At 70.7% G+C, this 25958-nt stretch carries 26 protein-coding genes, 1 other RNA gene and 2 pseudogenes; 25 read left to right on the top strand and 4 right to left on the bottom strand.

Annotation, left to right across the window (positions count from 1 at the left end; genetic code table 11):
• Positions 1 to 16: 16 nt before the first annotated feature.
• The 3 genes from NX794_RS15235 (at position 17) to ssrA (ending at position 2227) form a co-directional block, all read left to right on the top strand.
• Complete coding sequence (locus tag NX794_RS15235; protein ID WP_258779057.1) at positions 17 to 1204, top strand: S41 family peptidase; 1188 nt, start codon at positions 17 to 19, stop codon at positions 1202 to 1204.
• 65 nt (positions 1205 to 1269) lie between these two features.
• On the top strand, positions 1270 to 1749 hold the full coding sequence (gene smpB / locus NX794_RS15230) for an SsrA-binding protein SmpB (RefSeq protein ID WP_258779056.1): 480 nt from the start codon (positions 1270 to 1272) through the stop codon (positions 1747 to 1749).
• Positions 1750 to 1858: 109 nt separating this feature from the next.
• Positions 1859 to 2227: a transfer-messenger RNA gene (gene ssrA, locus NX794_RS15225) on the top strand.
• Between the two features lie 121 nt (positions 2228 to 2348).
• On the opposite strand, the gene NX794_RS15220 is transcribed toward ssrA, so the two are convergent.
• Entirely contained in the window at positions 2349 to 3578 is a 1230-nt protein-coding gene (locus NX794_RS15220; protein WP_258779055.1) for an MFS transporter, read from the bottom strand.
• A 93-nt stretch (positions 3579 to 3671) separates the two neighbouring features.
• Between NX794_RS15220 and NX794_RS15215 the strand changes: the two genes are divergently transcribed.
• The 12 genes and pseudogenes from NX794_RS15215 to NX794_RS15155 all read left to right on the top strand — a co-directional run bounded on the left by NX794_RS15215 (position 3672) and on the right by NX794_RS15155 (position 12580).
• Positions 3672 to 4643 (top strand): LysR family transcriptional regulator, encoded by a 972-nt coding sequence (locus NX794_RS15215; protein WP_258779054.1) that lies wholly within the window; start codon positions 3672 to 3674, stop codon positions 4641 to 4643.
• Positions 4644 to 4928: 285 nt separating this feature from the next.
• Positions 4929 to 5480: pseudogene (locus NX794_RS15210) on the top strand (Tn3 family transposase); the annotation flags it as partial.
• A 137-nt stretch (positions 5481 to 5617) separates the two neighbouring features.
• A complete protein-coding gene (locus NX794_RS15205) occupies positions 5618 to 6352 on the top strand; it encodes a MerR family transcriptional regulator (protein WP_258779053.1) in 735 nt (244 codons plus the stop codon).
• Positions 6349 to 7188 carry a hypothetical protein gene (locus NX794_RS15200; protein ID WP_258779052.1) on the top strand — a complete coding sequence of 280 codons (840 nt, stop codon included), beginning with the start codon at positions 6349 to 6351 and terminating at the stop codon, positions 7186 to 7188. The genes NX794_RS15205 and NX794_RS15200 overlap by 4 nt, the downstream gene beginning before the upstream one ends.
• Before the next feature lie 217 nt (positions 7189 to 7405).
• Positions 7406 to 7666: a zinc finger domain-containing protein gene (locus NX794_RS15195; RefSeq protein WP_258779051.1), complete on the top strand. Its 261-nt coding sequence runs from the start codon at positions 7406 to 7408 to the stop codon at positions 7664 to 7666.
• Complete coding sequence (locus NX794_RS15190; protein ID WP_258779050.1) at positions 7663 to 8418, top strand: recombinase family protein; 756 nt, start codon at positions 7663 to 7665, stop codon at positions 8416 to 8418. The genes NX794_RS15195 and NX794_RS15190 overlap by 4 nt, the downstream gene beginning before the upstream one ends.
• A gap of 614 nt (positions 8419 to 9032) precedes the next feature.
• Positions 9033 to 9738 (top strand): annotated as a pseudogene (locus NX794_RS15180) (winged helix-turn-helix domain-containing protein); the annotation flags it as partial.
• A 140-nt stretch (positions 9739 to 9878) separates the two neighbouring features.
• On the top strand, positions 9879 to 10088 hold the full coding sequence (locus tag NX794_RS15175) for a hypothetical protein (protein ID WP_258779049.1): 210 nt from the start codon (positions 9879 to 9881) through the stop codon (positions 10086 to 10088).
• Positions 10089 to 10093: 5 nt separating this feature from the next.
• Positions 10094 to 10630 carry a DUF6879 family protein gene (locus tag NX794_RS15170; RefSeq protein WP_258779048.1) on the top strand — a complete coding sequence of 179 codons (537 nt, stop codon included), beginning with the start codon at positions 10094 to 10096 and terminating at the stop codon, positions 10628 to 10630.
• Positions 10627 to 11478 carry a helix-turn-helix domain-containing protein gene (locus tag NX794_RS15165; RefSeq protein ID WP_258779047.1) on the top strand — a complete coding sequence of 284 codons (852 nt, stop codon included), beginning with the start codon at positions 10627 to 10629 and terminating at the stop codon, positions 11476 to 11478. Before NX794_RS15170 ends, NX794_RS15165 begins: the two co-directional genes overlap by 4 nt.
• 322 nt (positions 11479 to 11800) lie before the next feature.
• Positions 11801 to 12025 carry a DUF397 domain-containing protein gene (locus NX794_RS15160; RefSeq protein WP_258779046.1) on the top strand — a complete coding sequence of 75 codons (225 nt, stop codon included), beginning with the start codon at positions 11801 to 11803 and terminating at the stop codon, positions 12023 to 12025.
• 69 nt (positions 12026 to 12094) lie between these two features.
• On the top strand, positions 12095 to 12580 hold the full coding sequence (locus NX794_RS15155) for a hypothetical protein (RefSeq protein ID WP_258779045.1): 486 nt from the start codon (positions 12095 to 12097) through the stop codon (positions 12578 to 12580).
• A gap of 5 nt (positions 12581 to 12585) precedes the next feature.
• On the opposite strand, the gene NX794_RS15150 is transcribed toward NX794_RS15155, so the two are convergent.
• A protein-coding gene (locus NX794_RS15150; protein WP_258779044.1) for an IS5 family transposase occupies positions 12586 to 13397 on the bottom strand; the annotation gives its coding sequence in 2 pieces (ribosomal slippage) (positions 12586 to 13071 and positions 13074 to 13397; 810 coding nt in all).
• A 151-nt stretch (positions 13398 to 13548) separates the two neighbouring features.
• On the opposite strand from NX794_RS15150, the gene NX794_RS15145 reads away from it, so the two are divergent.
• A complete protein-coding gene (locus NX794_RS15145) occupies positions 13549 to 14070 on the top strand; it encodes a DUF6879 family protein (RefSeq protein ID WP_346434227.1) in 522 nt (173 codons plus the stop codon).
• Between the two features lie 99 nt (positions 14071 to 14169).
• Positions 14170 to 14685 carry a DUF6879 family protein gene (locus NX794_RS15140; protein WP_258779043.1) on the top strand — a complete coding sequence of 172 codons (516 nt, stop codon included), beginning with the start codon at positions 14170 to 14172 and terminating at the stop codon, positions 14683 to 14685.
• Between the two features lie 30 nt (positions 14686 to 14715).
• Here the strand turns inward: NX794_RS15140 and NX794_RS15135 are convergent, their stop codons facing one another.
• Positions 14716 to 15864 (bottom strand): NsdA family TPR-like regulatory protein, encoded by a 1149-nt coding sequence (locus NX794_RS15135; RefSeq protein WP_487416676.1) that lies wholly within the window; start codon positions 15862 to 15864, stop codon positions 14716 to 14718.
• A 108-nt stretch (positions 15865 to 15972) separates the two neighbouring features.
• Between NX794_RS15135 and NX794_RS15130 the strand changes: the two genes are divergently transcribed.
• The 6 genes from NX794_RS15130 to NX794_RS15105 all read left to right on the top strand — a co-directional run bounded on the left by NX794_RS15130 (position 15973) and on the right by NX794_RS15105 (position 23127).
• Positions 15973 to 16563: a CGNR zinc finger domain-containing protein gene (locus tag NX794_RS15130; protein ID WP_258779041.1), complete on the top strand. Its 591-nt coding sequence runs from the start codon at positions 15973 to 15975 to the stop codon at positions 16561 to 16563.
• Positions 16564 to 16893: 330 nt separating this feature from the next.
• Positions 16894 to 17478, top strand: coding sequence for a sigma-70 family RNA polymerase sigma factor (locus NX794_RS15125; protein ID WP_030167252.1), 585 nt, complete (start codon positions 16894 to 16896; stop codon positions 17476 to 17478).
• Positions 17479 to 17540: 62 nt separating this feature from the next.
• Positions 17541 to 18308, top strand: a complete 768-nt coding sequence (locus NX794_RS15120; RefSeq protein WP_258779040.1) for an anti-sigma factor family protein — start codon at positions 17541 to 17543, stop codon at positions 18306 to 18308.
• 68 nt (positions 18309 to 18376) lie between these two features.
• The gene (locus NX794_RS15115) at positions 18377 to 20707 is read left to right on the top strand and encodes a HelD family protein (protein ID WP_258779039.1); all 2331 of its coding nucleotides are present in this window, start codon (positions 18377 to 18379) and stop codon (positions 20705 to 20707) included.
• A gap of 379 nt (positions 20708 to 21086) precedes the next feature.
• Complete coding sequence (locus NX794_RS15110; RefSeq protein ID WP_258779038.1) at positions 21087 to 22502, top strand: NAD-dependent malic enzyme; 1416 nt, start codon at positions 21087 to 21089, stop codon at positions 22500 to 22502.
• A gap of 343 nt (positions 22503 to 22845) precedes the next feature.
• Positions 22846 to 23127: an HU family DNA-binding protein gene (locus NX794_RS15105; protein WP_014673024.1), complete on the top strand. Its 282-nt coding sequence runs from the start codon at positions 22846 to 22848 to the stop codon at positions 23125 to 23127.
• A gap of 126 nt (positions 23128 to 23253) precedes the next feature.
• Here the strand turns inward: NX794_RS15105 and murA are convergent, their stop codons facing one another.
• Positions 23254 to 24594 (bottom strand): UDP-N-acetylglucosamine 1-carboxyvinyltransferase, encoded by a 1341-nt coding sequence (gene murA, locus NX794_RS15100; RefSeq protein WP_258779037.1) that lies wholly within the window; start codon positions 24592 to 24594, stop codon positions 23254 to 23256.
• Between the two features lie 280 nt (positions 24595 to 24874).
• Here murA and NX794_RS15095 point away from each other — a divergent pair, with 280 nt between their 5' ends.
• Positions 24875 to 25447 carry a YqgE/AlgH family protein gene (locus NX794_RS15095; protein WP_258779036.1) on the top strand — a complete coding sequence of 191 codons (573 nt, stop codon included), beginning with the start codon at positions 24875 to 24877 and terminating at the stop codon, positions 25445 to 25447.
• Between the two features lie 29 nt (positions 25448 to 25476).
• Positions 25477 to 25773, top strand: a complete 297-nt coding sequence (locus NX794_RS15090) for a DUF3039 domain-containing protein (RefSeq protein WP_258779035.1) — start codon at positions 25477 to 25479, stop codon at positions 25771 to 25773.
• Positions 25774 to 25958: the final 185 nt, after the last annotated feature.

Raw genomic sequence — 25958 nt, 5'->3', positions numbered from 1 at the left:
TCCTAGACTCACGGCCATGCCGGGCCGAGAGCTGTTCTGTCCGCCCCGCCGCATCCGCCGCGGGGCCGCCCTGACCTTCCTCTTCGCCGGCGTCCTGGCCGCGGGCGCCGCCACCGGCTCCCTGCCCGAGTCGCCCGAGGCATCCGAGTCGCAGCAGGCCGCGCGCCGGGTCACGGCGGACGGCTGGGGCACCGACACCCGGCACGAGTCGGTGCGAAGGGCCGCCGTCGAGGCGGCGGCCGACGGCAAGTCCCCCACGGAGGCGGCCGAACGCGCGGTCAGCCGCAGCGGGGACCGCTGGGCCGCCGTCTACTCCGAGGACGAGTTCGAGGAGTTCCAGGACGCCCTCGACGGCCGCTACACCGGCGTCGGACTGTGGGCCCGCCGCGAGCGCGACGGCCGGGTCGAGGTGACCCGGGTGCGGTCCGGCTCGCCCGCCGCCACCGCCGGCATCCGCGAGGGCGACCGGCTGCGCAGCGTCGACGGCGACCGGGTCGACGGCCGCCCGGTCACCGAGGTGCTCTCCTTACTCCGCGGCGACGCCGAGGCCGCCCCGGCCGGTACGACGGTCACGCTCGGCCTCCAGCGCGGCACCCGCGCGTGGACCGAGACCCTGCGCCGTACCGAGCTGTCCACCGACTCCGTGACCGCCGGCCGGCTGCCCGGCGGAGTCACCCTGATCCGGGTCTCGGCGTTCACCAAGGGCGCCGCCGACGCCGTCCGGGCCGCCGTGCGCGAGGCCCCCGCGGGCGCCGGGATCGTCCTCGACCTGCGGGGCAACTCCGGCGGCCTGGTCACCGAGGCCGTCGGCACCGCCTCCGCCTTCCTGGACGGCGGCCTGGTCGCCACCTACGACGTCGACGGCGCCCAGCGCGCCCTGCACGCCGACACCGGCGGCGACACCACCCGCCCGCTGGTCGCCCTCGTCGACGGCGGCACCATGAGCGCCGCCGAACTGCTCACCGGCGCCCTCCAGGACCGGGGCCGCACGGTGGTGGTCGGCTCCCGCACCTTCGGCAAGGGCTCCGTCCAGATGCCGACCGCGCTGCCCGACGGCGCGGTGGCCGAGCTGACCGTCGGCCACTACCGCACCCCCTCGGGACACACCGTCGACGGCCGGGGCATCACCCCCGACCTGGAGGCCGGCTCCGGCGCCCTCCAGCGGGCCGAGACGGTGCTCACCGGCCTCGGCGCTCGGTCCTGACCCGCGCGGCCCCGTGAAATCGGCTGTACCCGCACCCCCGGTGTAGTGCCAAAATGGTCGGCACTATGGCTAAGGAAACAGGGCGCAAGCTGATCGCGCAGAACAAGAAGGCGCGGCACGACTACCACATCCTCGACACCTACGAGGCCGGACTGGTCCTCATGGGCACCGAGGTGAAGTCGCTGCGCCAGGGGCGGGCCTCGCTGGTCGACGGCTTCGTGCAGCTCGACGGCCACGAGGCGTGGCTGCACAACGTGCACGTCCCCGAGTACAGCCAGGGCACCTGGACCAACCACAGCGCCCGCCGCAAGCGGAAGCTGCTCCTGCACCGCGTGGAGATCGACAAGCTGGAGTCCAAGTCCCAGGAGACGGGTCACACGATCGTGCCCCTCGCCCTGTACTTCAAGGACGGCCGGGCCAAGGTCGAGATCGCGCTCGCCAGGGGCAAGAAGGAGTACGACAAGCGCCAGACCCTGCGGGAGAAGCAGGACCGGCGCGAGGCGGAGCGCACGATGTCGGCGATCCGCCGCAAGCAGCGCGGCTAGCCGCCGACGCCGCCGACGCCGGGGAATGCGCTGGCACCGGCCCGCGTTGTTCCCGTACGATGGCGTCAGCACCTGGTTCCGGCCGGTGCGCACCTTGAAAAAACAACATGGGGATGATCGGTTTCGACAGCGGCTGTCGAAGCAGGGGAAGCGTGTCGAGGAAGCGGCCATGATCTCGTAAACCACCGGCCGAAAAAAATAATCGCCAACACCAAGCGCGATTCCTTCGCCCTCGCTGCCTAAGTAGCGACTTGCGAAGTGTCAGCCCGGGGCTGTTCCCGACCCGGATCCTGGCATCAGCTAGGGAACTAAACCTTGATCCCGGTCACGGGGTGAAGAGGGAAACCACACAGTGACTGAGCCCGTCGGAGACTTGTCCGCGTGATCTCCGGGGCCGAGAAAAGCGAAGCGGACTGCACACGGAGAAGCCCTGATTCCGCACCGTTGGACGCGGGTTCGATTCCCGCCATCTCCACCAGGCCCCTCCGGGGGTTCGACCCCATGTGGCAACAGCCCCGTCGCTTTCAGCGGCGGGGCTGTTGTTGTTGCGTTCTCGGCTGCGGGTGCGTCGTGGCTGGTCGCGCAGTTCCCCGCGCCCCTTACGGGGCGGGTTGCAGCGCTGCCAGGACCAGGGCCAGGGTGGCTGCCGTGGGGGGTAGGGCGTAGGTCCAGGTGGGGGAGGTGTGGTCGGTGGTCCAGCCGGCTGTCGCCGAGCCGAGGGCGATGCCGGTGAGGAGGGCGGTCACGACCAGGCTCATGCCCTCGTTGAGGCGGTCGGGTGGGGTGCGGTGCTGGACCAGGGTCATGGCCGTGACCATGGTGGGCGCGGTGGCCATGCCCGCCACCAGGAGGGCCGCCGCCAAGGCCAGGAGTGAGCCGGTGAGGCGCGCGGCGAGCCAGGGCAGGGTCATCAGCGCCGCCATCGCCGTCAGGCAGACGGTCAGCCGGGGGCGGGCCCGCCGTAGCGTGCCGAAGACCAGGCCCGCCGCGCACGAGCCCGCCGCCTGGAGGGCGAGGACCGCGCCGGCCGCCGCCCGGTGCCCCTGCGCGTCGGCGTAGGCGAGGGTGCCGACCTCCATCGAGCCGAACACCGCGCCGGTCGCCGTGAAGCAGGCCAGCAGGGCCGGGACGCCCGGGGCGCGCAGCGGTGACGGCGCCTTCGAGCGCGCCCGTGTCGGCGGCTCGGTCGCCCGCTGGGCGGTGAAGAGCAGCATCCCGGACAGCAGCAGCACCGCCCCGGTGAGGGTGCCGGCCTCCGGGAAGAAGGTGCCGGTCAGGAAGGACGCGAGGACCGGTCCGAGCATGAAGCACAGCTCGTCGGCGGCCTGTTCGAAGGAGTTCGCGGTGTGCAGGGCGCCCGGGTCGTCGCGCAGCAGATGGGCCCAGCGGGCGCGGGACATGCCGCCGGTGTTGGGAGTCGCGGCGGTGGCCGCGTAGGCGGCGAACAGGGTCCAGTCGGGGGCGTCGTAGCGTACGCACAGCAGCAGCGCGAGGCTGCCGAGCACCGCGACCGCGGTGGCGGGCAGGGCGACGCGGGCCTGCCCGTGCCGGTCGACGAGCCGGGCGATGCACGGCCCGGCGAGGCCGGTCGCGACGAGACCGGTCGCGGTGACGGCACCGGCGAGCGCGTACGAGCCCCGGGACCCAGCGATCATCACCACCGCGCTCACACCGAACATCCCGGCGGGCAGCCGCGCGAGCAGGTTCCCGGCGGTGAAGGCGCGGGTGCCCGGCAGGGCGAACAGGCGCCGGTAGCCCGTCGGTTCGGTTGCCGGGACGGTCGTACGGAGGGCGGGGTCGGCGGGGCGCGGTGAGGTCTGCTGGGGCATGGGCCCACGGTCGCCCGGCGCCGGTCACCGGGTCCAACACCTGCTCGGCGCCGATTGACGCACCGCCGTTGTGAATGCGGTACGTTCGCCGCCATGCCCGCGCCCTCCCACCTGGACCCCCGGCTGTTGCGCGCCTTCGTCGCCGTCGCCGAGGAACTGCACTTCACCCGGGCCGCCGCCCGCCTGTACGTCGCCCAGCAGGCGCTCAGCCGTGATGTGCGGCGGCTGGAGCGGGAGTTGGGCGTGGAGCTGTTCGTGCGCACCACCCGGCAGGTGACCCCGACCGCCGACGCCGAGCGGCTGCTGCCGCACGCCCGGCGGGTGCTGGCCGCCCAGGACGATCTGCTCGCCGCGTTCGGCCAGGCCCGCCCGCTGCTCGTGGACCTCAACTCGCCTGGCCTGGCCACCGGCCGCCGGGTGCTGCACCGGGCGCGTGAACTCGCCCCGGACTGCGAGCTGATGGCCCGCTACGAGAGCGGCCTGACCGGAGCCGCGGGCGAGCTGCTGGCCGGCCGCCTGGACGCCTCCTTCGGCCGCTTCGCCGGCCTGGACCCGGCGCTGCGGGCCGGTCTGGCGCAGCAGCCGGTGCGGTACGAGCCGATGGCCGTCGTCCTGCCCGAGGACCACCCCCTGGCCGGCCTGCCGGAGGTGCCGGTGGGCGCGCTGGCCGGGGAGGAGGTCTACGCGGGCGCCGGCAACCCGCGCACACCGGAGTGGACCGACCTGGCCCGGGGTCTCTTCGCGGAGCACGGTGTCCGCTTGGCCGCGCCGCTGCCGCTGGCCGTCGGGGACGAGGAGTTCGAGCGGATGATCGCCAAGACCCGCAACCCGGTCCTGGCCGTCGTGGACTTCCCGGCGCTGCCCCGCACCGTGCGCCGCCCGCTGGTCGCCCCGGTCCCGCTGTCGCCCGTCTCGCTGGTCTGGCGCAAGGGGCTGGCACATCCGGGTCTGGACGCGCTGCGCCGGGCGGCGGCCGAACTCTCTCGCGCGGAGAAGTGGCTGGTGCGGCCTGTGAGTGGGTGGATTCCAGCCAGGGATGATCACATGATGAGTAAGCAAATATGAGACATGGCGGACGTGGCTCCCCCGAATACGCTAGGTTCTGGCTTCCGGGCACAGTGTGACGAGGGGGGCGCCCGGGCCGGGTGGGGGCCTGGTCCGGTCGACGGGTACCCGGGTCCGTCTGCGCGCCCGGAACTGTCCCGTGGGGGGATGTACGCACGTGCAGAACCGGCCTGAAAACACCCAACCCGTATGGCCCGAACCGGCATCAGGGACCCGGAGCCCGGGAATGCCGGACAGCGGCACCCAGACCTTCTCGAAACTCCGGCTCCGGAGGGATGTCACCTCCGGGTCGCCGGTTCCCTGGTCACCAATCAGGTACGCGCCTACGACCTGCTGCGGATGTTCGGCCGCGAAGGCCACCCGACCCCGCTGGGGCAGGCATTCGCCGAATACGGCCGGATCGCCAAGACCGAGCACCTGCTCCGCGTCGTCGACCCGGTCGACGACACCTACCGCCGCCAGATGAACCGCCAGCTCACGGTGCAGGAGTCCCGGCACAAGCTGGCCCGCGACGTGTGCCACGGCAAGCGCGGCACCATCCATCAGGCGTACCGGGACGGGATGGAGGACCAGCTCGGCTCACTGGGCCTGGTCCTCAACGCCGTGGTGCTCTGGACCACCCGGTACATCGACGCCGCCGTCGTACACCTCCGTGCCGAGGGACACGGGATCCGGGACGAGGACATCGCCCGCCTCTCCCCGCTCAAGCACCGCAACCTCAACGTCCTGGGCCGCTACAGCTTTACCGCCTCGACCCCGGCTGGCGGCGCCCTACGCCCGCTTCGCGACCCAGACACAGTCGAACTCGACGAGGACGACGAGGACGACGAGGGGTAGCGGGAGCGGACTCTGGCCAGATACGTGCGCTGACGAAGACGTATCACTCCGGTGTGTAGACGCGCTCGAATCGTTGTGCGCCCGACGAGACTTTCAGCGCTTGACCTTGACGCAACGGCAGGGTTTCTACTGGCGGCATGCGAATCGGAGAGATCGCCGCGCTCGTGGGGCTTACCACCCGGGCGATCCGGCACTACCACCATGTCGGGCTGCTTCCGGAACCGGAGCGGCGCCCCAATGGGTATCGGGCCTACAGCGTCCGCGACGCCGTACTGCTGGCCCGGGTGCGCCGACTCACCGAACTCGGCCTCAGCCTAGATGAAGTGCGCGACGCCCTCGCCGATGATGCCGGACGCGAACTGGCCGAGGTGTTAGAGGAACTCGACGCCGACCTGGCCCGCCAGGAAGCCGACATCCGGGAGCGCCGCTGCCGGCTCAGCGCCCTGCTCGCCGAGCCGCCCGGCGCGACCGGGCCCGTCTCACCCGCCCTCGCCGCGCTGCTGGCACAGGCCCCCAGGACAGACTCGCCGAGCGCGGCCAAGGACCGCGAGTACCTCACGCTGATGGACGCCACCAGCTCCGGTAGCCAAGAGATTTTCGCGCTGCTCGGAACATTGGTCGCCGATCCCGCGGTCGTCGAACTGTATGAGCGCCTCGACGCGCTCGCCGAAGCCCCCGCCGACGATCCGCGGATCGCACCTCTGGCAGCTGACCTGATGGCAGCCGTCCCCGAGGAGCTGTTCGCCGCAATCCCCGAGGACGGGGCGGTCGTGACCGGGTTCAAGGAGGCGTTGCTCGCCGAGTACACCCCCGCGCAAGCGGAAGTCGTGGGCCGACTTATGGACGCGTTCATGGAGAGGGGCCGGGGATGAACGGCCGACCAAGGGGCGTACGGGCGGCGCGGGTCGCGGTCGCCGCCGTACTGCCGGGGGAACTGGCCCTGGCGGCCTGCCTGGTGGCTGGGCTCCGGCCGCCCGGTTGGGCGCTGGCGGGCGCCGAGGCGCTGGTGCTCGTGGTGCTGCTGTTCGAGGCATGGGTGCTGCGCTCGCTGTATGTCGCCGCGCGCGCCCGTGGCGCAGACCGCCGGGCGGCGCGGCGAGCTGCCGTACAGGAGGCGGTGCCGGTGCCGGTCCGCCGCCTGGTCCTCCACGAACTGCGCGCCCTCGCCTCCCTGGGGCGGTGGGTCCGGCGCGGCACGCACGGGGTGCGCCCCGGGGACCACGCTGCCGCGTACACCGGGCCCCAGACCGCGATGATGTACGGGCTGCTCTTCGTGATGGTCATCGAGACGGTGGTCCTGGCCTTCCTCATCCCTTGGCCGGTGGTCCACCGGGTGATCCTGGTACTCGACCTGTACGGCGTCGTCCTCGTGCTGGCCCTGCACGCCGCCTGCGTCACCCGGCCGCACGTCGTGCGCCCCGACGGCTCTCTGCGGATCCGCTACGGAGCCCTCTTCGACTTCGCCGTACCGCCGGACGCGGTCGCCTCGGTCCGGGTCGACCGGCGCTATCCCGAAGGCGGCCTGATCACCCTTTCCGAGGACGGGGTGCTCGACCTCATAGTGGGCAGCCAGACCTCGGTGACCCTGGAGCTGAACCGGCCACTCCCCTTTACCCGCCCGCTCGGCGCAATGGAAGAGGCCCACACCATCCGCTTCCACGCCGACGACCCGCGCGCACTGGTCAGCGCGCTCCGTCAGCCCGCCTGAGCACACAGGTTGGTCCTCGCCGCGACGTGACGCCCGGCAAGGGGCTCCGATCGGGCGCCGCCCGGTTGCATGTTCGACTTCTCGGCATTCTCACAAATGAACATCTGTGAGAGTTCTGCGAGAGCCCCGGCAGTGATCACGTCTCCGCAGGTCGCCATTCGCAAAAGCCCTCTCGAAACCGACGTGTTGTGCGAGGCACTTCTGAGAGGCTGCCGCCATGGACCTCACGCCCGATCAGGCCGCATTGGCGGTAGAGCGTCACGACTGCCCGAACTGTGACGCACCCGCCGGCAGCGCCTGCCGCACCCGGGGCGGGAAGACCGCCGCGAAGTACCACACCCCGCGCTTCGTCCTCGTCCCCGCGCTCCGCGAGGAACTGGAGATCCCCGTGCCCGCCGACCGGCTCCCCGGCCGCGTGTGGAAGCAGGGGCCCGCGCTCGCCGTCTCGTGCCCGCGCCCCGCACCGAGCGGCTGGTGAGGATCGGGTACGCCCGTACCTCGACCGCCCGCCAGGAGCTGGCGAGCCAGCTCGAAGCCCTCCACCGCGCGGAGTGCCACAAGGTCTTCCAGGAGCAGATCAGTACCCGCATCAAGGTGCGGCCCGAGCTGGAGAAGGCGCTCGCGCTAGCCCGCCAGTTCAAAGAAGCCGCACCCGAGACGCCGGTCATTCTCACCGTCCACGAGCTCAAGCGGCTCGCGCGCAACGCCGCCGAGCTGATGACACTGTCCGCCGAACTCCAGGCTGCCGGCATCCAGCTCGAACTCCTCACCGGCCCGCTCACCGGCATCTACGACCCCAACGGCATGGGCGCCATGTTCTTCGCCGTGCTCGCCGTTGCCGGGCAGATCGAGCGCAACTACATCCGGGAGAAGACACTCGAAGGCCAGGTCACCGCAGCGGCCAAGGGCAACCACGGCGGACGGCCGAAGGTAATCGACGACGACATGCTCACCTTCGCCGTCGCGCTCAAGGACAAGGGCGTCCCCATTCCCGAGATCGCGAAGAAGCTGATCATCAAGACCGGGAAGAACGCAGGCAAAAGCCCCTCGGTCGCCTCGCTCTACCGGGCGCTGGCCGAAGTCGAGGAGGCTGCGGCGGATGACGGCCCGCCGCTGCGGCCCAAGCACGTCCGCATCCGCCGGTCAGAAGACCCGCTCACCCCCGAGGAGATCGACCTCCGCGACCGTCTCCAGGCCCAGCCTCACCCGAACACGGAGATCCGCAGCTAGACCCCATGATCAATCTCAGCGCCAACGGCTGTACCGATGTTCCCCAAGGCCGTCTCTGACGGGGAACACTGGCCGCACCGCCGGGCACCGGGGCGGGGCCGCGGCCGGTGTCGGCCGGGGGGGGCGGGTCGGATGACCACACAGGGAATCGGCCCGGCCCCGAAGACACAGGTGCAGGGGCCACTGCCAATCGAGCAATCGGGACCGCTACTTCGACTTCCTGCGCGCCGTTGCCCTCTTCCAGGTCGTCTTCTACCACCTGATGGGCTGCCGCTGCCGCTGCCGCTGCCGCTGCCGCTGCCGCCGCTGTGGCTGCTCGGCGCGGTCGGCGTGACCGGCATGGTGCTCCAGGGCTGGGGACCGGACGCCGACGGCCACCCCGGCTGGTGGTGGCTGCACCTCGGCTTCTGGCTCCTGCCGCTGAGCGACCCGCCGTACGCCGAGGGGCTCGGCGGCGTGCACGGCGTCCTCGGCGAGGACTGGAGCGCGGAACTGGCGGGCCCCCTCTGCTACATCCGCGCCTACCTCTGGTTCGTCCTGCTCTCCCCGTTCCTCCTCAAGGCGCTGCGCAGAGTGCCGTGGCCGACCGTCCTGGCCCCACTGGTCCTGACGAACTGGACGCGCTCCTGCGCCGACGAGGTGCGGTTGTCCTGCACGGGCCGGCCCTGCCGGCGGAGGGCGTGGCGGCCCGCCGGTTCACCGCCCCGCCGGACATCACTCCACTTCCACTGGACCGCCTCCTGGACGCGACACTCACCCGAGGCCTGGACGCCGTGACCTTCACGAGCGCACCGGCGGCGGCGTCGCTGCTGGCCCGGGCGGAGACGAGAGGCCTGCTCGCCGCCCTCCTCTCGACCCTGGACCACGACGTCCTCCCGCTCTGCACAGCCCCGGCGACGTCCTTCCCCCTCCAAGCCCACGGCCTGACGCCACCCCACCGGAACGGCCTCGGCCCCTTGGTCCACCTCCTCTGCGAGGAACTCCCGAGCCGCTCCCGCACGCTCCCGGTAGCCGGTCACCGCATCCAGCTCCGGGGCCACGCGGCCCTGCTCGACGGCACCTTGAAACCCCTCTCCCCGGCCGGCATGTCCCTCCCTCCTGCGCACCCTGGCCCACCACCCCGGCAGGGTCGTCTCCCGCCCCACCCTGCTCCGCGCCCTCCCCGGCCCGGGCCGGGACGAACACGCGGTGGAAGCGGCCGTGGCCCGCCTCCGCGCGTCCCTGGGCGCTGCGGAGCTGATCCAGACGGTGGTGAAACGGGGGTGCCGCCTGGCGCTGGACGCTACGGCCTCTTCGGAGCACGGAGACGGGGACGGGTGATCCGCACCGCTCACCGCACGGCGCCCACTTCACACCACAACCCATGACCGGTTGCGCAACTTCCAGCAATCTTCCTGCGGATCCTCCCCATTCGCTGCACCCTGAGGATCACCGTCCACGGCACGAGAGGGAGAACGGCCATGGCCATGAACCTACGTATGCTCGGCACCACCAGCGACGACGGGAAGTGCCCCACTCTGTATGAGGACACTGTCTCCGGGGACATCGTCGTCCAGGGGTACACGGTCAACGACCCTGAGGAAATCGCCCAGCTACAGAATGTCCTCGATGGCGAGTCGTTCGTGCGTATTCCGCGTGACCTGCTCACCCGGTTCGCTCCGACCGAGTAGGCGACGTGGCGCGATTCATCGACGATGACACCTTCGGCTCGTACTTCGAGTCGTTCGAGCACTCGGCCTGGCGGCTGGAGACGCGCAGTGGCTACGCCTCCGACCGCATCGGCAAAAAGTACCGCAGCTTCCTGGAGACGGGCACGGTGCCGGACGATTCGCAGCGGCCGTGGTGCGCCAACGTCCGCACTCAGACGGCGCGGGGTAAGCGGATCGAACGGGTACGGGTTGTCGATACTCCGCCCACCCCGGAGCAGCTCTTCCTGCTCGCGAGCGCGGCCGGCAACAATGAGGCTGGCGAGGACATCAGGAACCTACGGCGAGCGGATGCCGAAAGGCTCCGACTGCCCTCCGTGGACTTCTGGCTCTTTGACGCCCGCCGCGCCCTGGTCCTCCACTTCGACGTCGATGACGAATACCTCGGGGCGGAACTGGTCGAGGACCCCGACCGCATCGTGCGGTTCTGCCAGATCAGGGAAGCGGCCTGGCACTACGCCATCAAGCGTGATGAGTTCGCCGCGCAGGTAGCTTCGACCGTGTGAGCACCGACTACCAGCAGGCCCGAGAAACCCTCGGTGCGCGGCTGCGCGAGCTGCGTACCGAGGCTGGCCTGAACGGCAAGGAGATCGCCCAGCGACTCGGCTGGCAGCGGTCTAAGGTCAGCCGCCTGGAGACCGGCAAACAGACGGCCACGGCGGCGGACGTCGAGGCATGGGCCGAAGCCACCGGGCAGCGCGACGTGACAGACGAGTTGCGGCGCACTGTCAGTGGAATTCGGCGGCTGGAGACAGCGCACCGTAGCTGGAAGCGGCAACTCGCCGCCGGTCATCGAGCCGTGCAAGCGGGGCACGCTTTGCAAGAGGCGCAGGCGAAGACAATCCACATCTTCGAGTCGGCAATCATCCCCGGCATCTTTCAGACCCCGGATTACGCTCGCGGCGTTCTCACCGACGTCTCCGACTGTCTTGGTACGCCGCGTGACATCGAAGAAGGCGTACGAGCCCGGATGAAGCGTCAGGAGACCGTGTACGACCCCGGGCGCCACTTCCACGTGCTGCTCTGGGAGGCGGCCCTCCATGTCTTCAGGTGCTCTCCCTCAGCCATGGCCGCTCAGCTCAACCGGCTGAGCGGATTCATCGGCTTGGACACTGTCACCCTTGGCATCATCCCGCTCGCCGCCCGCACTCCCTTCTCGCCGAAGCACGGCTTCTGGCTCATCGACGAGCGGCTCGTCGTCGCGGACACGTGGAACGCCGAACTGTGGCTCGACGCTGTGGACGACGTCACGTACTACCGCAAAGTGTGGGATCTGATGCGCGAGTCGGCGGTGTTCGACCATCGGGCGCACCGCCTGATCGCCCGTGCGAGGGCGGGAATCCCCCTCTCCTGAGCAACATCCGGCACTGACACTGACCGTACTGACAATCCCTCGCAATCAGCGCACATGCCCACAATCGCCACCTCTATGGTCGGCGCATGACGACACCGCCCGCCTCATACCCGGTGATCTGCGGCCGTTGCAGCGAGCCGATACAGCCAGAGGAAGAGGCTGAGGAGATCCATCATCACGGTGCGACGGGCGCCGGTGCCGTCGTGTACGCACATGCCTGGGCCTGCCAGTCCGTTGCCGGAAAGAGGGCGTCGATCCGTTCAGGCAACCGGTAGTTCAAGGCGGTAGCACTTCCACCCCTCACATTCGCCAGGAGACACACATGCGCGAGGCCACCGACCTGTACGTCATCGACATCAACACCGTGGAGTTCGTCCAGGCCTGCGGCGGCCCCTGCACCGAAGGGTGCCTCGTGCTTGCACGGATCGGGGAGGACGCCTGGGCGCTGGGCGACAGCAAGCGTCCGGAACTGGAGCCGCTGAGGTTCACGTCGGCAGAGCTGGCCGCCGCTGGGGTCGACCCGGCGCGGTTCGGACTGAGCGTCTGAGTCTCACTACTTGGCCGGGCCCTGGGGGGTATCAGAGCCCGGCCCGCACTCCTCGAAGCGAGAGCCCCGGTGCACCACCACGGCTACCTATGGGCAGGGCCGAAGGAGGCCTTCGACAATGAAGCCCTGCGGCGGCCCCCATATTCCGTTCCTCCACCCTCGTGGGTTACCGACGACCCGTCGGCTGAACGGCTGTTCCGGCGGTACCGAGAGGTCGCCGCCGCGTTCCCGACCGTCGACCTGCCGCCTCTGGAAACTGCGTACTGGCTGATCAAGCCCTCATCACTGGTACGCGGCACCTGGCGGGAGCCCAAGGAGGCCGCCGCCTGGATGGGGGAGCGGTTGGGAGAGTTCGCGCATCGGTTTGCCACGGATCAGGAACGGGATCCTGTCCGACTGGCGAGACTGGGTGGCTCTGCTATCGAGCGGTTAGCCTCCGGCGGGGACGTGTCCCTCGGCATCTATCTGGAGCGGCCCTGCTACCTGTCGGTCGCTCTCGTGACCTGCTCTCCGAACCGTTCGATGCCCGGGCTGGCCTGTCCCATCCAGACTTAGAAGACCTAACACAATGAGTTGATCTGGCGGTGGGTCATCAGGCAGCAGGCGAGCTTGAGGAAGGCTTGGTGAATGTCGGCCCGTCGTTCCCAGCAGATGCGGAGTCGTTTGAAGCCGTGGAGCCAGGCGAGGGTGCGCTCGACCACCCACCGGTAGACGCCCGGGCCGCTGCCGTGGGGTGTGCTGCGTCGGGCGGTGACGGGGAGGATCCGGCGGGCCCGGACCTGGTCGCGGTAGACGTCGTGGTCGTTGCCTCGGTCGGTGAAGACTGACTGGGGCTTGTGGCGGGGCTGTCCGGGTCTGCCGCGGACTGGCGGGACGGCGTCGAGCAGGGGTATGAGCTGGGTGATGTCGTTGCGGTTGCCGCCGGTGAGGATGACCGCGAGCGGGGTGCCGTGGCCGTCGGTGATCAGGTGGTGCTTGGAGCCGGCCCGTCCCCGGTCGACTGGCGACGGGCCCGTGTGGAGCCCCCTTTTGGCGCCCTGACGTGGCTGGAGTCGACGACCGCCCGCGACCAGTCGAGGCGGGCGGCGGCATTCAGCTCGGCCAGCAGGACCTCGTGCAGCCGCTGCCGGATGCCGGCCTTGTTCCAGTCCCGCAGCCGGCGCCAGTACGTCATACCGGACCCGAAGCCGAGTTCCTGGGGCAGGTGTTCCCACTGGATACCGGTGTGCAGCACGAACAGGGTCCCGCACAGCACCTGTCGGTCCGGAACTGGTTTGCGGCCCGGGTACCTGAACCGCCTCTCCCACTTGGGCAGGAGCAGCTCGATCCGCTCCCACAGGTCATCCGACACGATCCACGGCGAAGCCCCCATGGCCCGGACAACGCTGAACCCACTGACCGGACACAGCCACCAGGACCGATCGTCTTTGCTCCATCACCGGTAAACGCGAGGGAGGAAGCCACCGACTGCGTTGAGATGGCTACTCCCACCACCGTCCACACCAACCCGGAGGTCAACAGCATTGACCTTACCGACGCTTGAGGAACGGCTCCGAAGCTGTACCCACCTCGCCGTGCACCTGGAGATGCGTGACGGGTACATGCGCTCCGATCCCCGGTTCGGCGCCTGGCAGCAGGGTGTCCGGAACGACCCGGCGGACAGTGACCCGGACCGGCGGCCGTGGCTAGGGCTGATCGCCGATCTGGTGGGGCAGGGGGTGGAGGTACGGAGGGCGCGCGTCGTGTCGGAGCCGGTCTCGGACTACATCAGGTTCGAGCACCATCTGACCGACCCGACCGTGGCGGCGGGCGAACAGGTCCGCTGGCTGCCCCGCCGTCTGGCGTCCGGGCTGGCATTGCCGGGGAACGACTTCTGGCTGTTCGACGGCGGCACGGTGGTCTTCCACCATTTCAGCGGGGACGGGGAACTAGCGGTAGATGACGAAGAATTCACGGACGACCCGGTGACGGTGAAGCTGTGCGCGGAGGCATTCGCCGCCGTGTGGTCGCTGGCCGTTCCGCACGCCGACTACCGGCTCGCCTGATCCAACCGGATATCTCGTGGCAAGCCCGAAGGGGGCGACGGGACAAGGAGTTCGATGTCTCGCAGCGAACCGACACGGCTCACCGGCAGACTGAAGCCCATGGACGCTGACGAGTGGCGCAGGACGTTCGACGGATACGAACGGTCGGCATGGCGTTTCGAAGCCCAGCCGACGTACACCATGCCGCGCGAGGCGGGGAGCATCGCCCGCTTCCTACGCGGGGAACCGAAACCTGCCGACCACAACGCACGATGGCATGAGCGCGTGCGCGGCTTCGTGGCCTCGGGGCGGACGATCGGCCGGGTCCGGATCGTGCGACAGCCGCTGACGGACTACCAGCGCTATCAGTTCGCATGGGGGATTCCCGGCAACATCGCGGCCGGCGAGGACATCCGCGTCCTGGACGTGACGCGGGACGACCACGGTCTGCCCCTCTCGGGGACCGACTGGTGGATGTTCGACGAAGCGCGGATCGTGCACCTGCACTTCCGGTCCGACGGCACACTCCGTGACCGAGAACCGTTCACCGGAGACATCGCTCCATACCTGGAATGGCAACGCCTCGCCCTTGCCCATGCCGTTCCGTTCGCCGAATACGTGACGGCGCTTCACTGACGTCCGAGCGACGCTTGGAGGACGTCTGGATCAGACAGCGAACCGCGTCGCCCGCTCGCGAAGCTCTTGGGCCTCCGGGACCCCGCCGTATCGGCGTAGGCGGACGCGCATGTCCTGTAAAGCGGCCTGGACCTTGACCGAGCGGACGCCGTCGGCGTGGTCGAGGAAGTCGCGCCAGGTGGCCAGGGCGCCGTCGACGTCGCCTTGGCGCAGCCGTACGCCACCCAGGTCGGCCAGCACGATGGCGCGGGTGCGCCGACGGTCAAGGCCGTGGATGTCGAGGGCCAGATGGAGGTGTTCCTCGGCGGCGTCGAGGTCGCCGAGGCGGGAGAGGATCATGCCCGACTCGTGGGCCCAGCGGCCGGGGGAGTAGTGGGCGGCCCAGGAGTCGCCGTCCGCGGTGGCCGGCTTGCCGATGGCGGTCTCGGACATGGCGAGGTGCTTGGTGGCCATGCGCCGGTCGTCGTCTTGGGCGGCGGCGTCGGCGAGGGTGGCCTCGTAGTAGGCGACGGCACGCGGGTTGTCGAGGTACCGACCGTAGTTCACACAGGCTTCGCCGAGTTGGACGGCCTCGGCCCGGTAGCCGAGGTCGACGCACTGCACGGCGAGGCCACGGAGAGCCGTCGCCGACAGCTCCGGATCGCCGGCCTCGGCGGCCAGGCGGAAGGAGTGGGCGTAGTAGCGCTGGGCGAGCCCGCGGAGTTCAGGGGTGTCGCCCTCGTCCTGTGCCATCCAGCCGGCGAGGTGGACGAGCTGGGAGGCCGCGGCGAACAGATCACGGCCGGTGGCTTCGGTGTAGCGACCCTCAAGCCAGGGGGCGACGTCCTGGGTGAGGGAGCGGACGGCCAGGTGCCGGGCGTGCCCTCCGCCGACTTCGGATGCCGAGTCGCCGAGGGCCTTGACCATGTGGCGTACGGCGGCCACCTCGCCCCGGCCGACGCGGACGGCTCCGGGAAGAGCGGTCCTGGTCCGGCGGGTGATGCCGTCCATGTCGGGCAGGCCGAGTGCGGACAGCGCGTATCCGCTGGAGGTGAGCATGAACTCCCGGCGTTCCACGTCGCTCCCTCCCAGGCACAGGACTGATGCAACGGTATCGGTGCGGGGTGCCGTAGGCAGGGGCTCCGGGAGGTTGATCGCCTCGGGCTCGCGACCCGTTCCCCGAACCGGTCGATGCCGCACTGCCCCGATCCCGACGCGAGGGCTTCCGGGGCCCCGGCCCGGCGGGCACTGTGGAGGGGAGTGACCGGATGGTCCCCCGACGGTTCCTGGCTAGGCGGTGACAGGCGCATGGCACTGGGTACGGCCACGCCCCCCTTCGAGCCGCGCTTCGACGCCGGGCGGATCTGTCTGGATCTCCTCGCCACCACGCACCCCGCCGAACGGCTGGACTCCGTCGAGGCGTTGCGGGCGTGGATCGTGGGGGCGGGGCTGGTGCCGGCCGGTACGTCGCTGGAGGGGGTCGGCCCCTCGTGGCTGCCGGAGTTCAGGCGGCTGCGGCGGGACCTGGGCGTCAGCCTGCGCCCCGACGACACCGCCGCGCCATGCCCCCGTGCCCTCGCCCGGCTCAACGACGCCGCCCGCGCCGCCACCCCCGCCCCCCGCGCCGTACTCCGCGACGACGGCACCCTGGTGCGGGAGTTGGCGGTGCCGGTCGAGTGCGCGGGGCTGCTCGCGGTGGTCGCTCGGGACGCCGTGGAGCTGCTCACCGATCCCGTCGCCCTGGCCGCCGTACGCGTGTGCGAAGGGGAGGACTGTCCGCTGGTGTATCTGGACACCTCCCGGGGGCGGCGCCGGCGTTGGTGTTCCAGTGAGGTCTGCGGGAATCGTGAGCGCGTCGCACGGCATCGGCGACGGGTGGCGGCGCACGCCCGGGGGTGAGGGGCCTCGGTCCGCCACGGCCCCGGCTCGCCACGGCCCCGGCCCGTCTTGTTCGGTACGGAGCATTCCGGGTGGTTGTGCCCTCGCGGCGGGTGAAGTGACATGCGCTACACCGGATTCACCTAGGCCGTTTGCCGGGGCAACTACATGCATACGCCCGCCAGTTCGGCGATGTGTCGGATTCGTGAAGGTCGGGCGGGGGGAATGTGCGGCGATGTCCCGCTCGTGACATGACCCCGCAGAAAACTGCCGTCTCTCGTTGAACACCCCGCACCCCCCTTCCGTACCCGTGGGCGAGCGACCGACTGGGGGAACCCCCGGACACCGGAGGTGGGCGTGCGCAAGGATGCGGCCGTGGCCAATGAACGTGGATCGAGGGCCCGACATCGCATGTCCTCACAGCCCTCGGAACCTGACGAGGAGCTGATGCGCGCCCTGTACCGGGAGCACGCGGGGCCCTTGCTCGCGTATGTCCTGCGGCTGGTGGCCGGCGACCGGCAGCGTGCCGAGGACGTCGTACAGGAAACGCTCATCCGTGCCTGGAAGAACGCCGGTCAGCTCAATCGGGCGACCGGATCGGTACGCCCCTGGCTGGTGACGGTCGCGCGCCGCATCGTCATCGACGGCCACCGCAGCCGGCAGGCCCGGCCGCAGGAGGTCGATCCGTCGCCGCTGGAGGTCATCCCCGCGGAGGACGAGATCGACAAGGCGCTGTGGCTGATGACGCTGTCGGACGCGCTCGACGACCTGACCCCGGCCCACCGGGAGGTGCTGGTCGAGACGTACTTCAAGGGGCGTACGGTCAACGAGGCGGCCGAGACGCTGGGCATACCGAGCGGCACGGTCCGCTCCCGGGTGTTCTACGCCCTGCGTTCGATGAAGCTGGCACTGGAGGAGCGGGGGGTGACGGCGTGATGAGCAACGGGTACGGGGGAATGCAGGGGTTCGGCCCGGGTGGGCCGGGTATGTCTGGGCCCATGAGCCCCAGTCAGGGATCTTCGGTGCCGAGTGAGCACGAGACCGTCGGCGCCTACGCCCTCGGGATCCTGGACGACGCCGAGGCCACCGCCTTCGAGGCCCACCTGGCCGGCTGCGAATGGTGCGCCCAGCAACTGGACGAGCTGGCCGGAATGGAGCCGATGCTCGCCGCGCTCGCCGATCTGCCGGGCTCCGGCAGTGTCCCGGCCATCGGCGAGTCGCTGTCGGCCAAGCCGAGCCCCCGGCTGGTGGAGAAGCTGGTCGACGAGGTCGGCGAGCAGCGCGCCCGCAAGCGCCGGCGGAGCTTCTACATGATCGCCGCGGCCGCCGCGCTGATCATCGCCGGGCCGCTCGCCGCCATCGCGGTCAGCGGCGGCTCCGACGGCGGTGCGCAGGTCACCGCCTCGCCCGCCCAGGACACCTTCCGGACCATGTCCGACAAGGCCTCCGCCACCGACGCGGCCACGCACGTCAGCGCGACCGTCGGCATGGCGCAGAAGGCCTGGGGCACCCAGGCGGTCCTGGAGCTGAAGAACGTCAAGGGCCCGCTGAAGTGCTCCCTCGTCCTGGTCGCCAAGAACGGGCAGCGCGTCACCATGTCCTCCTGGTCCGTCCCGAACTGGGGATACGGCCTGCCGGACGGCACGACACCGGAGTCCAGGAAGCCCCTCTACATCGGCGGGGCCGCCGCCTTCCAGCCCGACGAGATCGACCACTTCGAGGTCGTCACCTTCGAGGGCAAGAAGCTGGTCCAGGTGAACGCCTAGTCACGTAGCCTTCCCGGGTCCCCTTCGCGTACGGTTGACGGCTGCCCAGCACGTCAGAAGGGGGCCCGGTGGCCGCTCAGGTTCAGCAGTCCGCGGTCGGCTCGGTACAGGACGCACCCGACTCCGTCCGCGACCGAGAGATCAGCGTCGAACAGGTACACCTGGACCGGGTCTACCGGCGGCTGGAGGAGAAGATCCACGAGGCCGAGTTCCTGATGAACGACGCGGCCCGGCGCGGCCAGGTGGGCACGCCGGGCGCGCTGGCCGAGCGGGACGCGCAGGTGTTCCGGGCCGGCATCCATCTGAACCGGCTCAACAACGAGTTCGAGGACTTCCTCTTCGGCCGGATCGACCTGCTGCTCGGCAAGGACGGCAAGAAGGGGCCCGACGGCGCCTACACCGCCGTAGAACCCGCTGACGGCGCGGTGCGCGCGGACGCCACCGCCGACATCGCCGAGACGCTGCACATCGGCCGGATCGGCGTACTCGACGAGGACTACTCCCCGCTGGTCATCGACTGGCGCGCGCCCGCCGCCGCCCCCTTCTACCGGGCCACGCCCGTGGATCCCGGGCGGGTCGTGCGGCGCCGGGTGATCCGCTCCAAGGGGCGCCGGGTGCTCGGTGTCGAGGACGACCTGATGCGGCCCGAGCTGACCGCCTCCCTCGACGGCGAGAAGCTGGCCGTGGTCGGCGACGGCGCCCTCATGGCCGCCCTCGGCCAGGCCCGGAGCCACACCATGCGGGACATCGTGTCCTCCATCCAGGCCGAACAGGACCTGGTCATCCGCGCCCCCGCCGCCTCCGTCACCCATGTGGAGGGCGGCCCCGGCACCGGCAAGACCGCCGTCGCCCTGCACCGCGCCGCCTACCTGCTCTACCAGGACCGCAGACGCTACGCGGGCGGCATCCTCATCGTCTCCCCGACCCCGCTGCTCGTCGCCTACACCGAGGGCGTGCTGCCCTCGCTCGGCGAGGAGGGCCAGGTCGCCATCCGCGCCATCGGCTCGCTGGTCGACGGCGCCGAGGCCACCCTGTACGACTCCCCGGCCGTGGCCCGCGCCAAGGGCGCGCACCGGATGCTGAAGGTGCTGCGCAAGGCCGCCCGGGGCGCCCTGGAACTCGGTGCCGCGACCCCGGGGGAGGGCGTCCAGGGTCCGCCCACCCGGCTGCGGGTCGTCGCCTTCGGGCGCCGGCTGGAGCTGGAGGCGGCCGACCTGGAGCGGGTCCGCCGTACCGCCCTCGGCGGCACCGCGCCCGTGAACCTGCTGCGCCCGCGCGCCCGCAAGCTGCTGCTGGACGCGCTGTGGGAGCGCTCCGGCGCGGCCGGCCGGCACTCGGACCCGGAGCTGGCCGCCGAGCTGCGCTCCTCCTTCGACGAGGACGTCACGAGCGAGGACTCCTTCCTCTCCTTCCTCGACGCCTGGTGGCCCGAGCTGACCCCCAGGGGGGTGCTCGCCGCCATGGCCGACGAGCGGCGGCTCGGCCGCTGGGCCCGCCGGGTCCTCAACCCCGGCGAGGTCCGCAAGGTCGCCCGCGCCCTCAGACGCGACGGTCACTCCGTGCACGACATCGCGATGCTGGACGAACTCCAGGCGATCCTCGGCGCCCCGGCCCGCCCCCGCAGGAAGCGCGAGCTGGACCCGCTGGACCAGCTCACCGGCCTGGAGGAGCTGATGCCGGTGCGCGAGGAGACGCAGCGGGAGCGGGCCGAGCGGCTCGCGCAGGAGCGCACCGAGTACGCGCACGTCATCGTGGACGAGGCCCAGGACCTCACCCCGATGCAGTGGCGCATGGTCGGCCGGCGTGGCCGGCACGCCACCTGGACGGTCGTCGGCGACCCGGCGCAGTCCTCCTGGTCCGACCCGGACGAGGCGGCCGAGGCCCGCGACGAGGCCCTCGGCACCCGGCCCCGGCGCCGCTTCCAGCTCACCGTGAACTACCGCAACCCGGCCGAGATCGCCGAGCTGGCCGCCCGGGTCCTCGCCCTCGCCATGCCCGGCTCCGAGTCGCCCGCCGCCGTACGGTCCACCGGGGTCGAGCCGCGCTTCGCCGTCGTACGGGACTCCCTGGAGGCCACCGTGCGCGCCGAGGCGGAACACCTGCTGGCGCGGGTGGACGGCACGGTCGGCGTGGTCGTCGCGATGAACCGGCGCGAGGAGGCCAGGCGCTGGCTGGCCGGGCTCGGCGACCGGGTGGTGGCGCTCGGCAGCCTGGAGGCCAAGGGTCTGGAGTACGACGCGACGGTCGTGGTCTCGCCGGCGGAGATCGCCGACGAGTCGCCGGCCGGGCTGCGGGTCCTCTACGTGGCGCTGACCAGGGCTACCCAGCAGCTCACGGTGGTCTCCGGGGAGCGGGACGAGCCGGACGCGGCCGGGGTGCCGGACCTGCTGAGGGACTGATCCGGAAGAGGGGCCCGGGAGCGACTTCCGAGGAACATCCCGGACGGGAATGGCCGTACGGCATCCGTTTGTTAGCCTTGTCGTGGCACCGGCCCGATCCAAGCCCCCGGGCCCAACCTTCGTCCCTCAGAGGGACCACTTGCCGCGAGGCGAGCATGGCGGGTCGGTGTCATGAACGTGTGGGAGGCCCACGTCACGGATGTGACGTGGGCCTCCTTCTTTGCTCTCCACCCCCCTTCCACCCCCTGATCGAATCTCGTATGGTGGAAGTGGTTTTCCAAAAGTGTCCGCACTTCGGGGCGACTACCACGTACTGATCGGTAGGTGCGACGATCGGACGGCACAACACGCGACACGGTGAAAGCAGAGGAAGTCGGCCATGGCAACGGCGCCCAGCGTCTCCTACTCGATGACCATCCGGCTGGAGGTGCCCGCGAGCGGAACCGCCGTCTCGCAGCTCACCACCGCCGTGGAGTCCTCCGGAGGCTCGGTCACCGGCCTCGACGTCACCGCGTCCGGGCACGAGAAGCTCCGTATCGACGTCACCATCGCGGCCTCCTCGACCGCCCACGCCGACGAGATCGTGGAGAAGCTGCGCGGCATCGAGGGCGTCACGCTCGGCAAGGTCTCCGACCGTACGTTCCTGATGCACCTCGGCGGCAAGATCGAGATGCAGTCCAAGCACCCCATCCGCAACCGTGACGACCTCTCCATGGTCTACACGCCCGGTGTGGCCCGCGTCTGCATGGCGATCGCCGCCAACCCCGAGGACGCCCGCCGCCTCACCATCAAGCGCAACTCCGTTGCGGTCGTGACGGACGGCTCCGCGGTGCTCGGCCTCGGCAACATCGGCCCCAAGGCCGCGCTGCCGGTCATGGAGGGCAAGGCGGCCCTCTTCAAGCGCTTCGCCGGCATCGACGCCTGGCCGCTGTGCCTGGACACCCAGGACACCGACGCGATCGTGGAGATCGTCAAGGCCATCGCCCCCGGGTTCGCCGGCATCAACCTGGAGGACATCTCCGCGCCGCGCTGCTTCGAGATCGAGGCCCGGCTGCGCGAGGCCCTGGACATCCCGGTCTTCCACGACGACCAGCACGGCACCGCGATCGTCGTCCTCGCGGCCCTGACCAACGCCCTGCGCGTCACCGCCAAGGCCATCGAGAACATCCGGGTCGTCATGTCCGGCGCGGGCGCGGCCGGCACCGCCATCCTCAAGCTGCTGCTGGCCGCCGGGGTGAAGAACGCGGTCGTCGCCGACATCCACGGCGTCGTGCACGCCGGCCGCGCGGACCTGGTGGACGCCCCCGCCGACTCGCCGCTGCGCTGGATCGCCGACAACACCAACCCCGAGGGGCTGACCGGCACCCTGAAGGAGGCCGTGCGCGGCGCCGACGTGTTCATCGGCGTCTCGGCCCCGAACGTCCTGGACGGCGACGACGTGGCCGCCATGGCCGAGGGCGCCATCGTGTTCGCGCTCGCGAACCCCGACCCGGAGGTCGACCCCGCGGTCGCCCGCCAGACGGCGGCCGTCGTGGCCACCGGCCGGTCCGACTTCCCGAACCAGATCAACAACGTGCTGGTCTTCCCGGGTGTCTTCCGCGGCCTGCTGGACGCCCAGTCCCGCACCGTCAACACCGAGATGATGCTCGCCGCCGCGCAGGCCCTCGCGGACGTGGTCAGCGAGGACGAGCTGAACCCCAACTACATCATTCCGAGCGTCTTCAACGACAAGGTCGCGGGCGCCGTCGCCGGCGCGGTCCGCGAGGCCGCGAAGGCGGCCGGGGCGACGGTCTGAGGGCCGTCCGACCGCGGCTCGACCACGACGTGCCGCCCGGTGCCGAGGCTGTGAGGATCACCACGGCGGTCCCGGCACCGGCGCGTCGTGGAACCACCTGATGCCGGGCGCCCTCTAGGGTGACGGCCGAGCGGGCGCTTTTCGTGTGACTCCCCAGGGTGTTCTCACGACTCCTACGGGTGCCGGATTGGCTTTCCCGCCGCAGGTAGGGGCAGGATGATCCTCCAGGGACTCCGTCCCCGGGGGCACCCCCAAGGGCGCGAGCGCATCGGCATCGCAGTGCCGCCGGCGGCATCCGCCGCGCGGCACATCCCAACGGCAAGAAAAACACGGGAGTAACAACATGAACCGCAGTGAGCTGGTGGCCGCGCTGGCCGACCGCGCCGAGGTGACCCGCAAGGACGCCGACGCCGTGCTGGCCGCGTTCGCCGAGACCGTCGGCGAGATCGTCGCCAAGGGCGACGAGAAGGTCACCATCCCCGGCTTCCTGACCTTCGAGCGCACCCACCGTGCCGCTCGTACCGCGCGCAACCCGCAGACCGGCGAGCCCATCAACATCCCCGCCGGCTTCAGCGTGAAGGTCACCGCGGGCTCCAAGCTCAAGGAAGCCGCCAAGGGCAAGTGACCTTGCCTTCCGTACGCCACGGGACGGCGTACGAGGCGTTGTGACACACGACGACGCCAAAGGGGCGGCCCCTCCTTCACGGGAGGGGCCGCCCCTTCGTCGTAGCCCCGAAAGAGCAGGAGAGCGTCAGCCGAGCGCCTTGCCCGGCAGTTCCACCTTCGCGCCCAGCTCCACGAGCTTCTCCATGAAGTTCTCGTAGCCGCGGTTGATCAGTTCGATGCCGTGGACCCGGGAGGTGCCCTCGGCGGCGAGGGCCGCGATCAGGTAGGAGAAGCCGCCGCGCAGGTCGGGGATGACCAGGTCGGCGCCCTGGAGCTTGGTGGGTCCGGAGACGACCGCCGAGTGCAGGAAGTTGCGCTGCCCGAAGCGGCAGTCGGAGCCGCCCAGGCACTCGCGGTAGAGCTGGATGTGCGCGCCCATCTGGTTGAGCGCCGAGGTGAAGCCGAGCCGGGACTCGTACACCGTCTCGTGCACGATCGACAGACCCGTGGCCTGCGTCAGCGCCACCACCAGCGGCTGCTGCCAGTCGGTCTGGAAGCCGGGGTGCACGTCCGTCTCCAGCGCGATCGACTTGAGCTGGCCGCCCGGGTGCCAGAACCGGATGCCCTCGTCGTCGATCTGGAAGGCACCGCCCACCTTCCGGTAGGTGTTCAGGAACGTCATCATCGAGCGCTGCTGGGCGCCGCGGACGTAGATGTTGCCGCTGGTCGCCAGGGCCGCGGAGGCCCAGGAGGCGGCCTCCAGGCGGTCCGACAGCGCGCGGTGGGTGTAGCCGCCGAGCTTGTCCACACCGGTGATGCGGATGGTGCGGTCGGTGTCCATCGCGATGATCGCGCCCATCTTCTGCAGTACGCAGATGAGGTCCTCGATCTCCGGCTCGACGGCCGCGTTGGACAGCTCGGTGACGCCCTCGGCCAGCACGGCCGTCAGCAGCACCTGCTCGGTCGCGCCGACGGACGGGTACGGCAGCCGGATCTTGGTGCCGCGCAGCCGCTGCGGCGCCTCCAGGTACTGCCCGTCCGCGCGCTTCTCGATGACCGCGCCGAACTGCCTCAGCACGTCGAAGTGGAAGTCGATGGGCCGGCCGCCGATGTCACAGCCGCCGAGGCCGGGGATGAACGCGTGCCCGAGGCGGTGCAGCAGGGGCCCGCAGAACAGGATCGGGATCCGGCTGGAGCCCGCGTGGGCGTCGATGTCGGCCACGTTGGCGCTCTCGACGTGCGTCGGGTCGAGCACCAGCTCGCCGGGCTCCTCACCCGGACGGACCGTCACTCCGTGCAACTGGAGCAGGCCGCGCACGACCCGCACGTCACGGATGTCGGGGACGTTGCGCAGTCGGCTCGGCTCGCTGCCCAGCAGGGCGGCGACCATGGCCTTCGGTACGAGGTTCTTCGCACCGCGGACACGGATCTCGCCCTCCAGCGGGGTTCCGCCGTGGACAAGCAGGACATCGTCGTTGACGGTCATGAATCTCGCGTTCCGATGAGGTGGGCAGGGGGGCGGCCGCGGTCACAGTGCGCAAGGGCCGGAAAGACAGAGTAATCGCCGATCACCCCCGGGCCGTAAGCCCGCGTACCGCCCGGTCGCGTCATAGCCGTGTCACAACACGAACCGTTCGCCGTCGGGCACGCGGGGTCACCGGCCCCCGGCGCGCGCCGGGGCGCCCCGTCGCCGCCCTGAGCTGCCTTCACTCCGGCGCCTCCGATTGGCTCCCCACGCGGAGGGAAGATGCGGGATCATGTCTGGCATGACGGAGGTGTCCTCGCTCACAGGGCGGCTGCTCGTGGCCACGCCCGCCCTGGCGGACCCGAACTTCGACCGTGCGGTGGTGCTCCTCCTCGACCACGACGAGGAGGGCTCCCTGGGTGTCGTCCTCAACCGGCCCACCCCGGTGGGCGTCGGCGACATCCTGGAGGGCTGGGCCGAGCTGGCCGGCGAGCCCGGTGTGGTCTTCCAGGGCGGTCCCGTCTCGCTGGACTCGGCCCTCGGCGTGGCGGTCATCCCGGGCGGCGGCGACGGCGACCACACCCCGCTCGGCTGGCGGCGGGTGCACGGCGCGATCGGCCTGGTCGACCTGGAGGCGCCGCCGGAGCTGCTCGCCTCCGCCCTCGGCAGCCTGCGGATCTTCGCCGGTTACGCGGGCTGGGGCCCGGGCCAGCTGGAGGACGAACTGACCGAGGGCGCCTGGTACGTGGTCGAGTCCGAGCCCGGTGACGTCTCCTCGCCGGCTCCGGAGCGGCTGTGGCGCGAGGTGCTGCGCCGTCAGCGGGGCGACCTGGCGATGGTGGCCACGTATCCGGACGACCCGTCGCTCAACTGACGCGGGTGCGCTTCAGTACCCTTGCCGGTATGAGCACTCTTGAGCCCGAGCGCGGGACTGGTACGGGGACCCTCGTAGAGCCGACGCCACAGGTGTCCCACGGCGACGGCGACCACGAGCGCTTCGCCCACTACGTCCAGAAGGACAAGATCATGGCGAGCGCCCTCGACGGCACCCCCGTCGTGGCGCTGTGCGGCAAGGTCTGGGTGCCGGGCCGCGATCCCAAGAAGTACCCGGTGTGCCCCATGTGCAAGGAGATCTACGAGTCCATGGGCAGCGGCGGCGACGACAAGGGCAAGGGCGGCAAGGGCGGCGACAAGAAGTAGCGGCCGGCCCGCCGGGCCGAGAGTTTCCGGGGCCCCCGGACCGTGTGCGACAGCACGCGGTCACGGGGGCTTCGTGCGTTTTCCGGTCACAGAGTGGTGGAGACCTCTTGTCGGCATGTTCATGTAGTCCATAGCCTCCAGGGTGTTGTGCAGAGCGAAACAGTCATTGCATATGTTGCAACGCA

The sequence above is a fragment of the Streptomyces pyxinicus genome (assembly GCF_024753135.1).
GTDB lineage: Bacteria > Actinomycetota > Actinomycetes > Streptomycetales > Streptomycetaceae > Streptomyces > Streptomyces pyxinicus.
Note: the sequence above shows the minus strand (reverse complement) of the source record. Positions and strands in the feature narration are given on the sequence as shown.

Excerpts from the sequence above, each read along its gene's own strand:
- NX794_RS15195 (WP_258779051.1), top strand. The coding sequence starts at position 7,406 with ATGGACCTCACGCCCGATCAGGCCGCATTGGCGGTAGAGCGTCACGAC.
- NX794_RS15140 (WP_258779043.1), top strand. The coding sequence starts at position 14,170 with ATGGACGCTGACGAGTGGCGCAGGACGTTCGACGGATACGAACGGTCG.
- smpB (WP_258779056.1), top strand. The coding sequence starts at position 1,270 with ATGGCTAAGGAAACAGGGCGCAAGCTGATCGCGCAGAACAAGAAGGCG.
- NX794_RS15090 (WP_258779035.1), top strand. The coding sequence starts at position 25,477 with ATGAGCACTCTTGAGCCCGAGCGCGGGACTGGTACGGGGACCCTCGTA.
- NX794_RS15215 (WP_258779054.1), top strand. The coding sequence starts at position 3,672 with ATGCCCGCGCCCTCCCACCTGGACCCCCGGCTGTTGCGCGCCTTCGTC.
- NX794_RS15120 (WP_258779040.1), top strand. The coding sequence starts at position 17,541 with ATGAGCCCCAGTCAGGGATCTTCGGTGCCGAGTGAGCACGAGACCGTC.
- NX794_RS15130 (WP_258779041.1), top strand. The coding sequence starts at position 15,973 with ATGGCACTGGGTACGGCCACGCCCCCCTTCGAGCCGCGCTTCGACGCC.
- NX794_RS15205 (WP_258779053.1), top strand. The coding sequence starts at position 5,618 with ATGCGAATCGGAGAGATCGCCGCGCTCGTGGGGCTTACCACCCGGGCG.
- murA (WP_258779037.1), bottom strand. The coding sequence starts at position 24,594 with ATGACCGTCAACGACGATGTCCTGCTTGTCCACGGCGGAACCCCGCTG.
- NX794_RS15095 (WP_258779036.1), top strand. The coding sequence starts at position 24,875 with ATGACGGAGGTGTCCTCGCTCACAGGGCGGCTGCTCGTGGCCACGCCC.
- NX794_RS15160 (WP_258779046.1), top strand. The coding sequence starts at position 11,801 with ATGCGCGAGGCCACCGACCTGTACGTCATCGACATCAACACCGTGGAG.
- NX794_RS15105 (WP_014673024.1), top strand. The coding sequence starts at position 22,846 with ATGAACCGCAGTGAGCTGGTGGCCGCGCTGGCCGACCGCGCCGAGGTG.
- NX794_RS15220 (WP_258779055.1), bottom strand. The coding sequence starts at position 3,578 with ATGCCCCAGCAGACCTCACCGCGCCCCGCCGACCCCGCCCTCCGTACG.
- NX794_RS15235 (WP_258779057.1), top strand. The coding sequence starts at position 17 with ATGCCGGGCCGAGAGCTGTTCTGTCCGCCCCGCCGCATCCGCCGCGGG.
- NX794_RS15175 (WP_258779049.1), top strand. The coding sequence starts at position 9,879 with ATGGCCATGAACCTACGTATGCTCGGCACCACCAGCGACGACGGGAAG.
- NX794_RS15200 (WP_258779052.1), top strand. The coding sequence starts at position 6,349 with ATGAACGGCCGACCAAGGGGCGTACGGGCGGCGCGGGTCGCGGTCGCC.
- NX794_RS15110 (WP_258779038.1), top strand. The coding sequence starts at position 21,087 with ATGGCAACGGCGCCCAGCGTCTCCTACTCGATGACCATCCGGCTGGAG.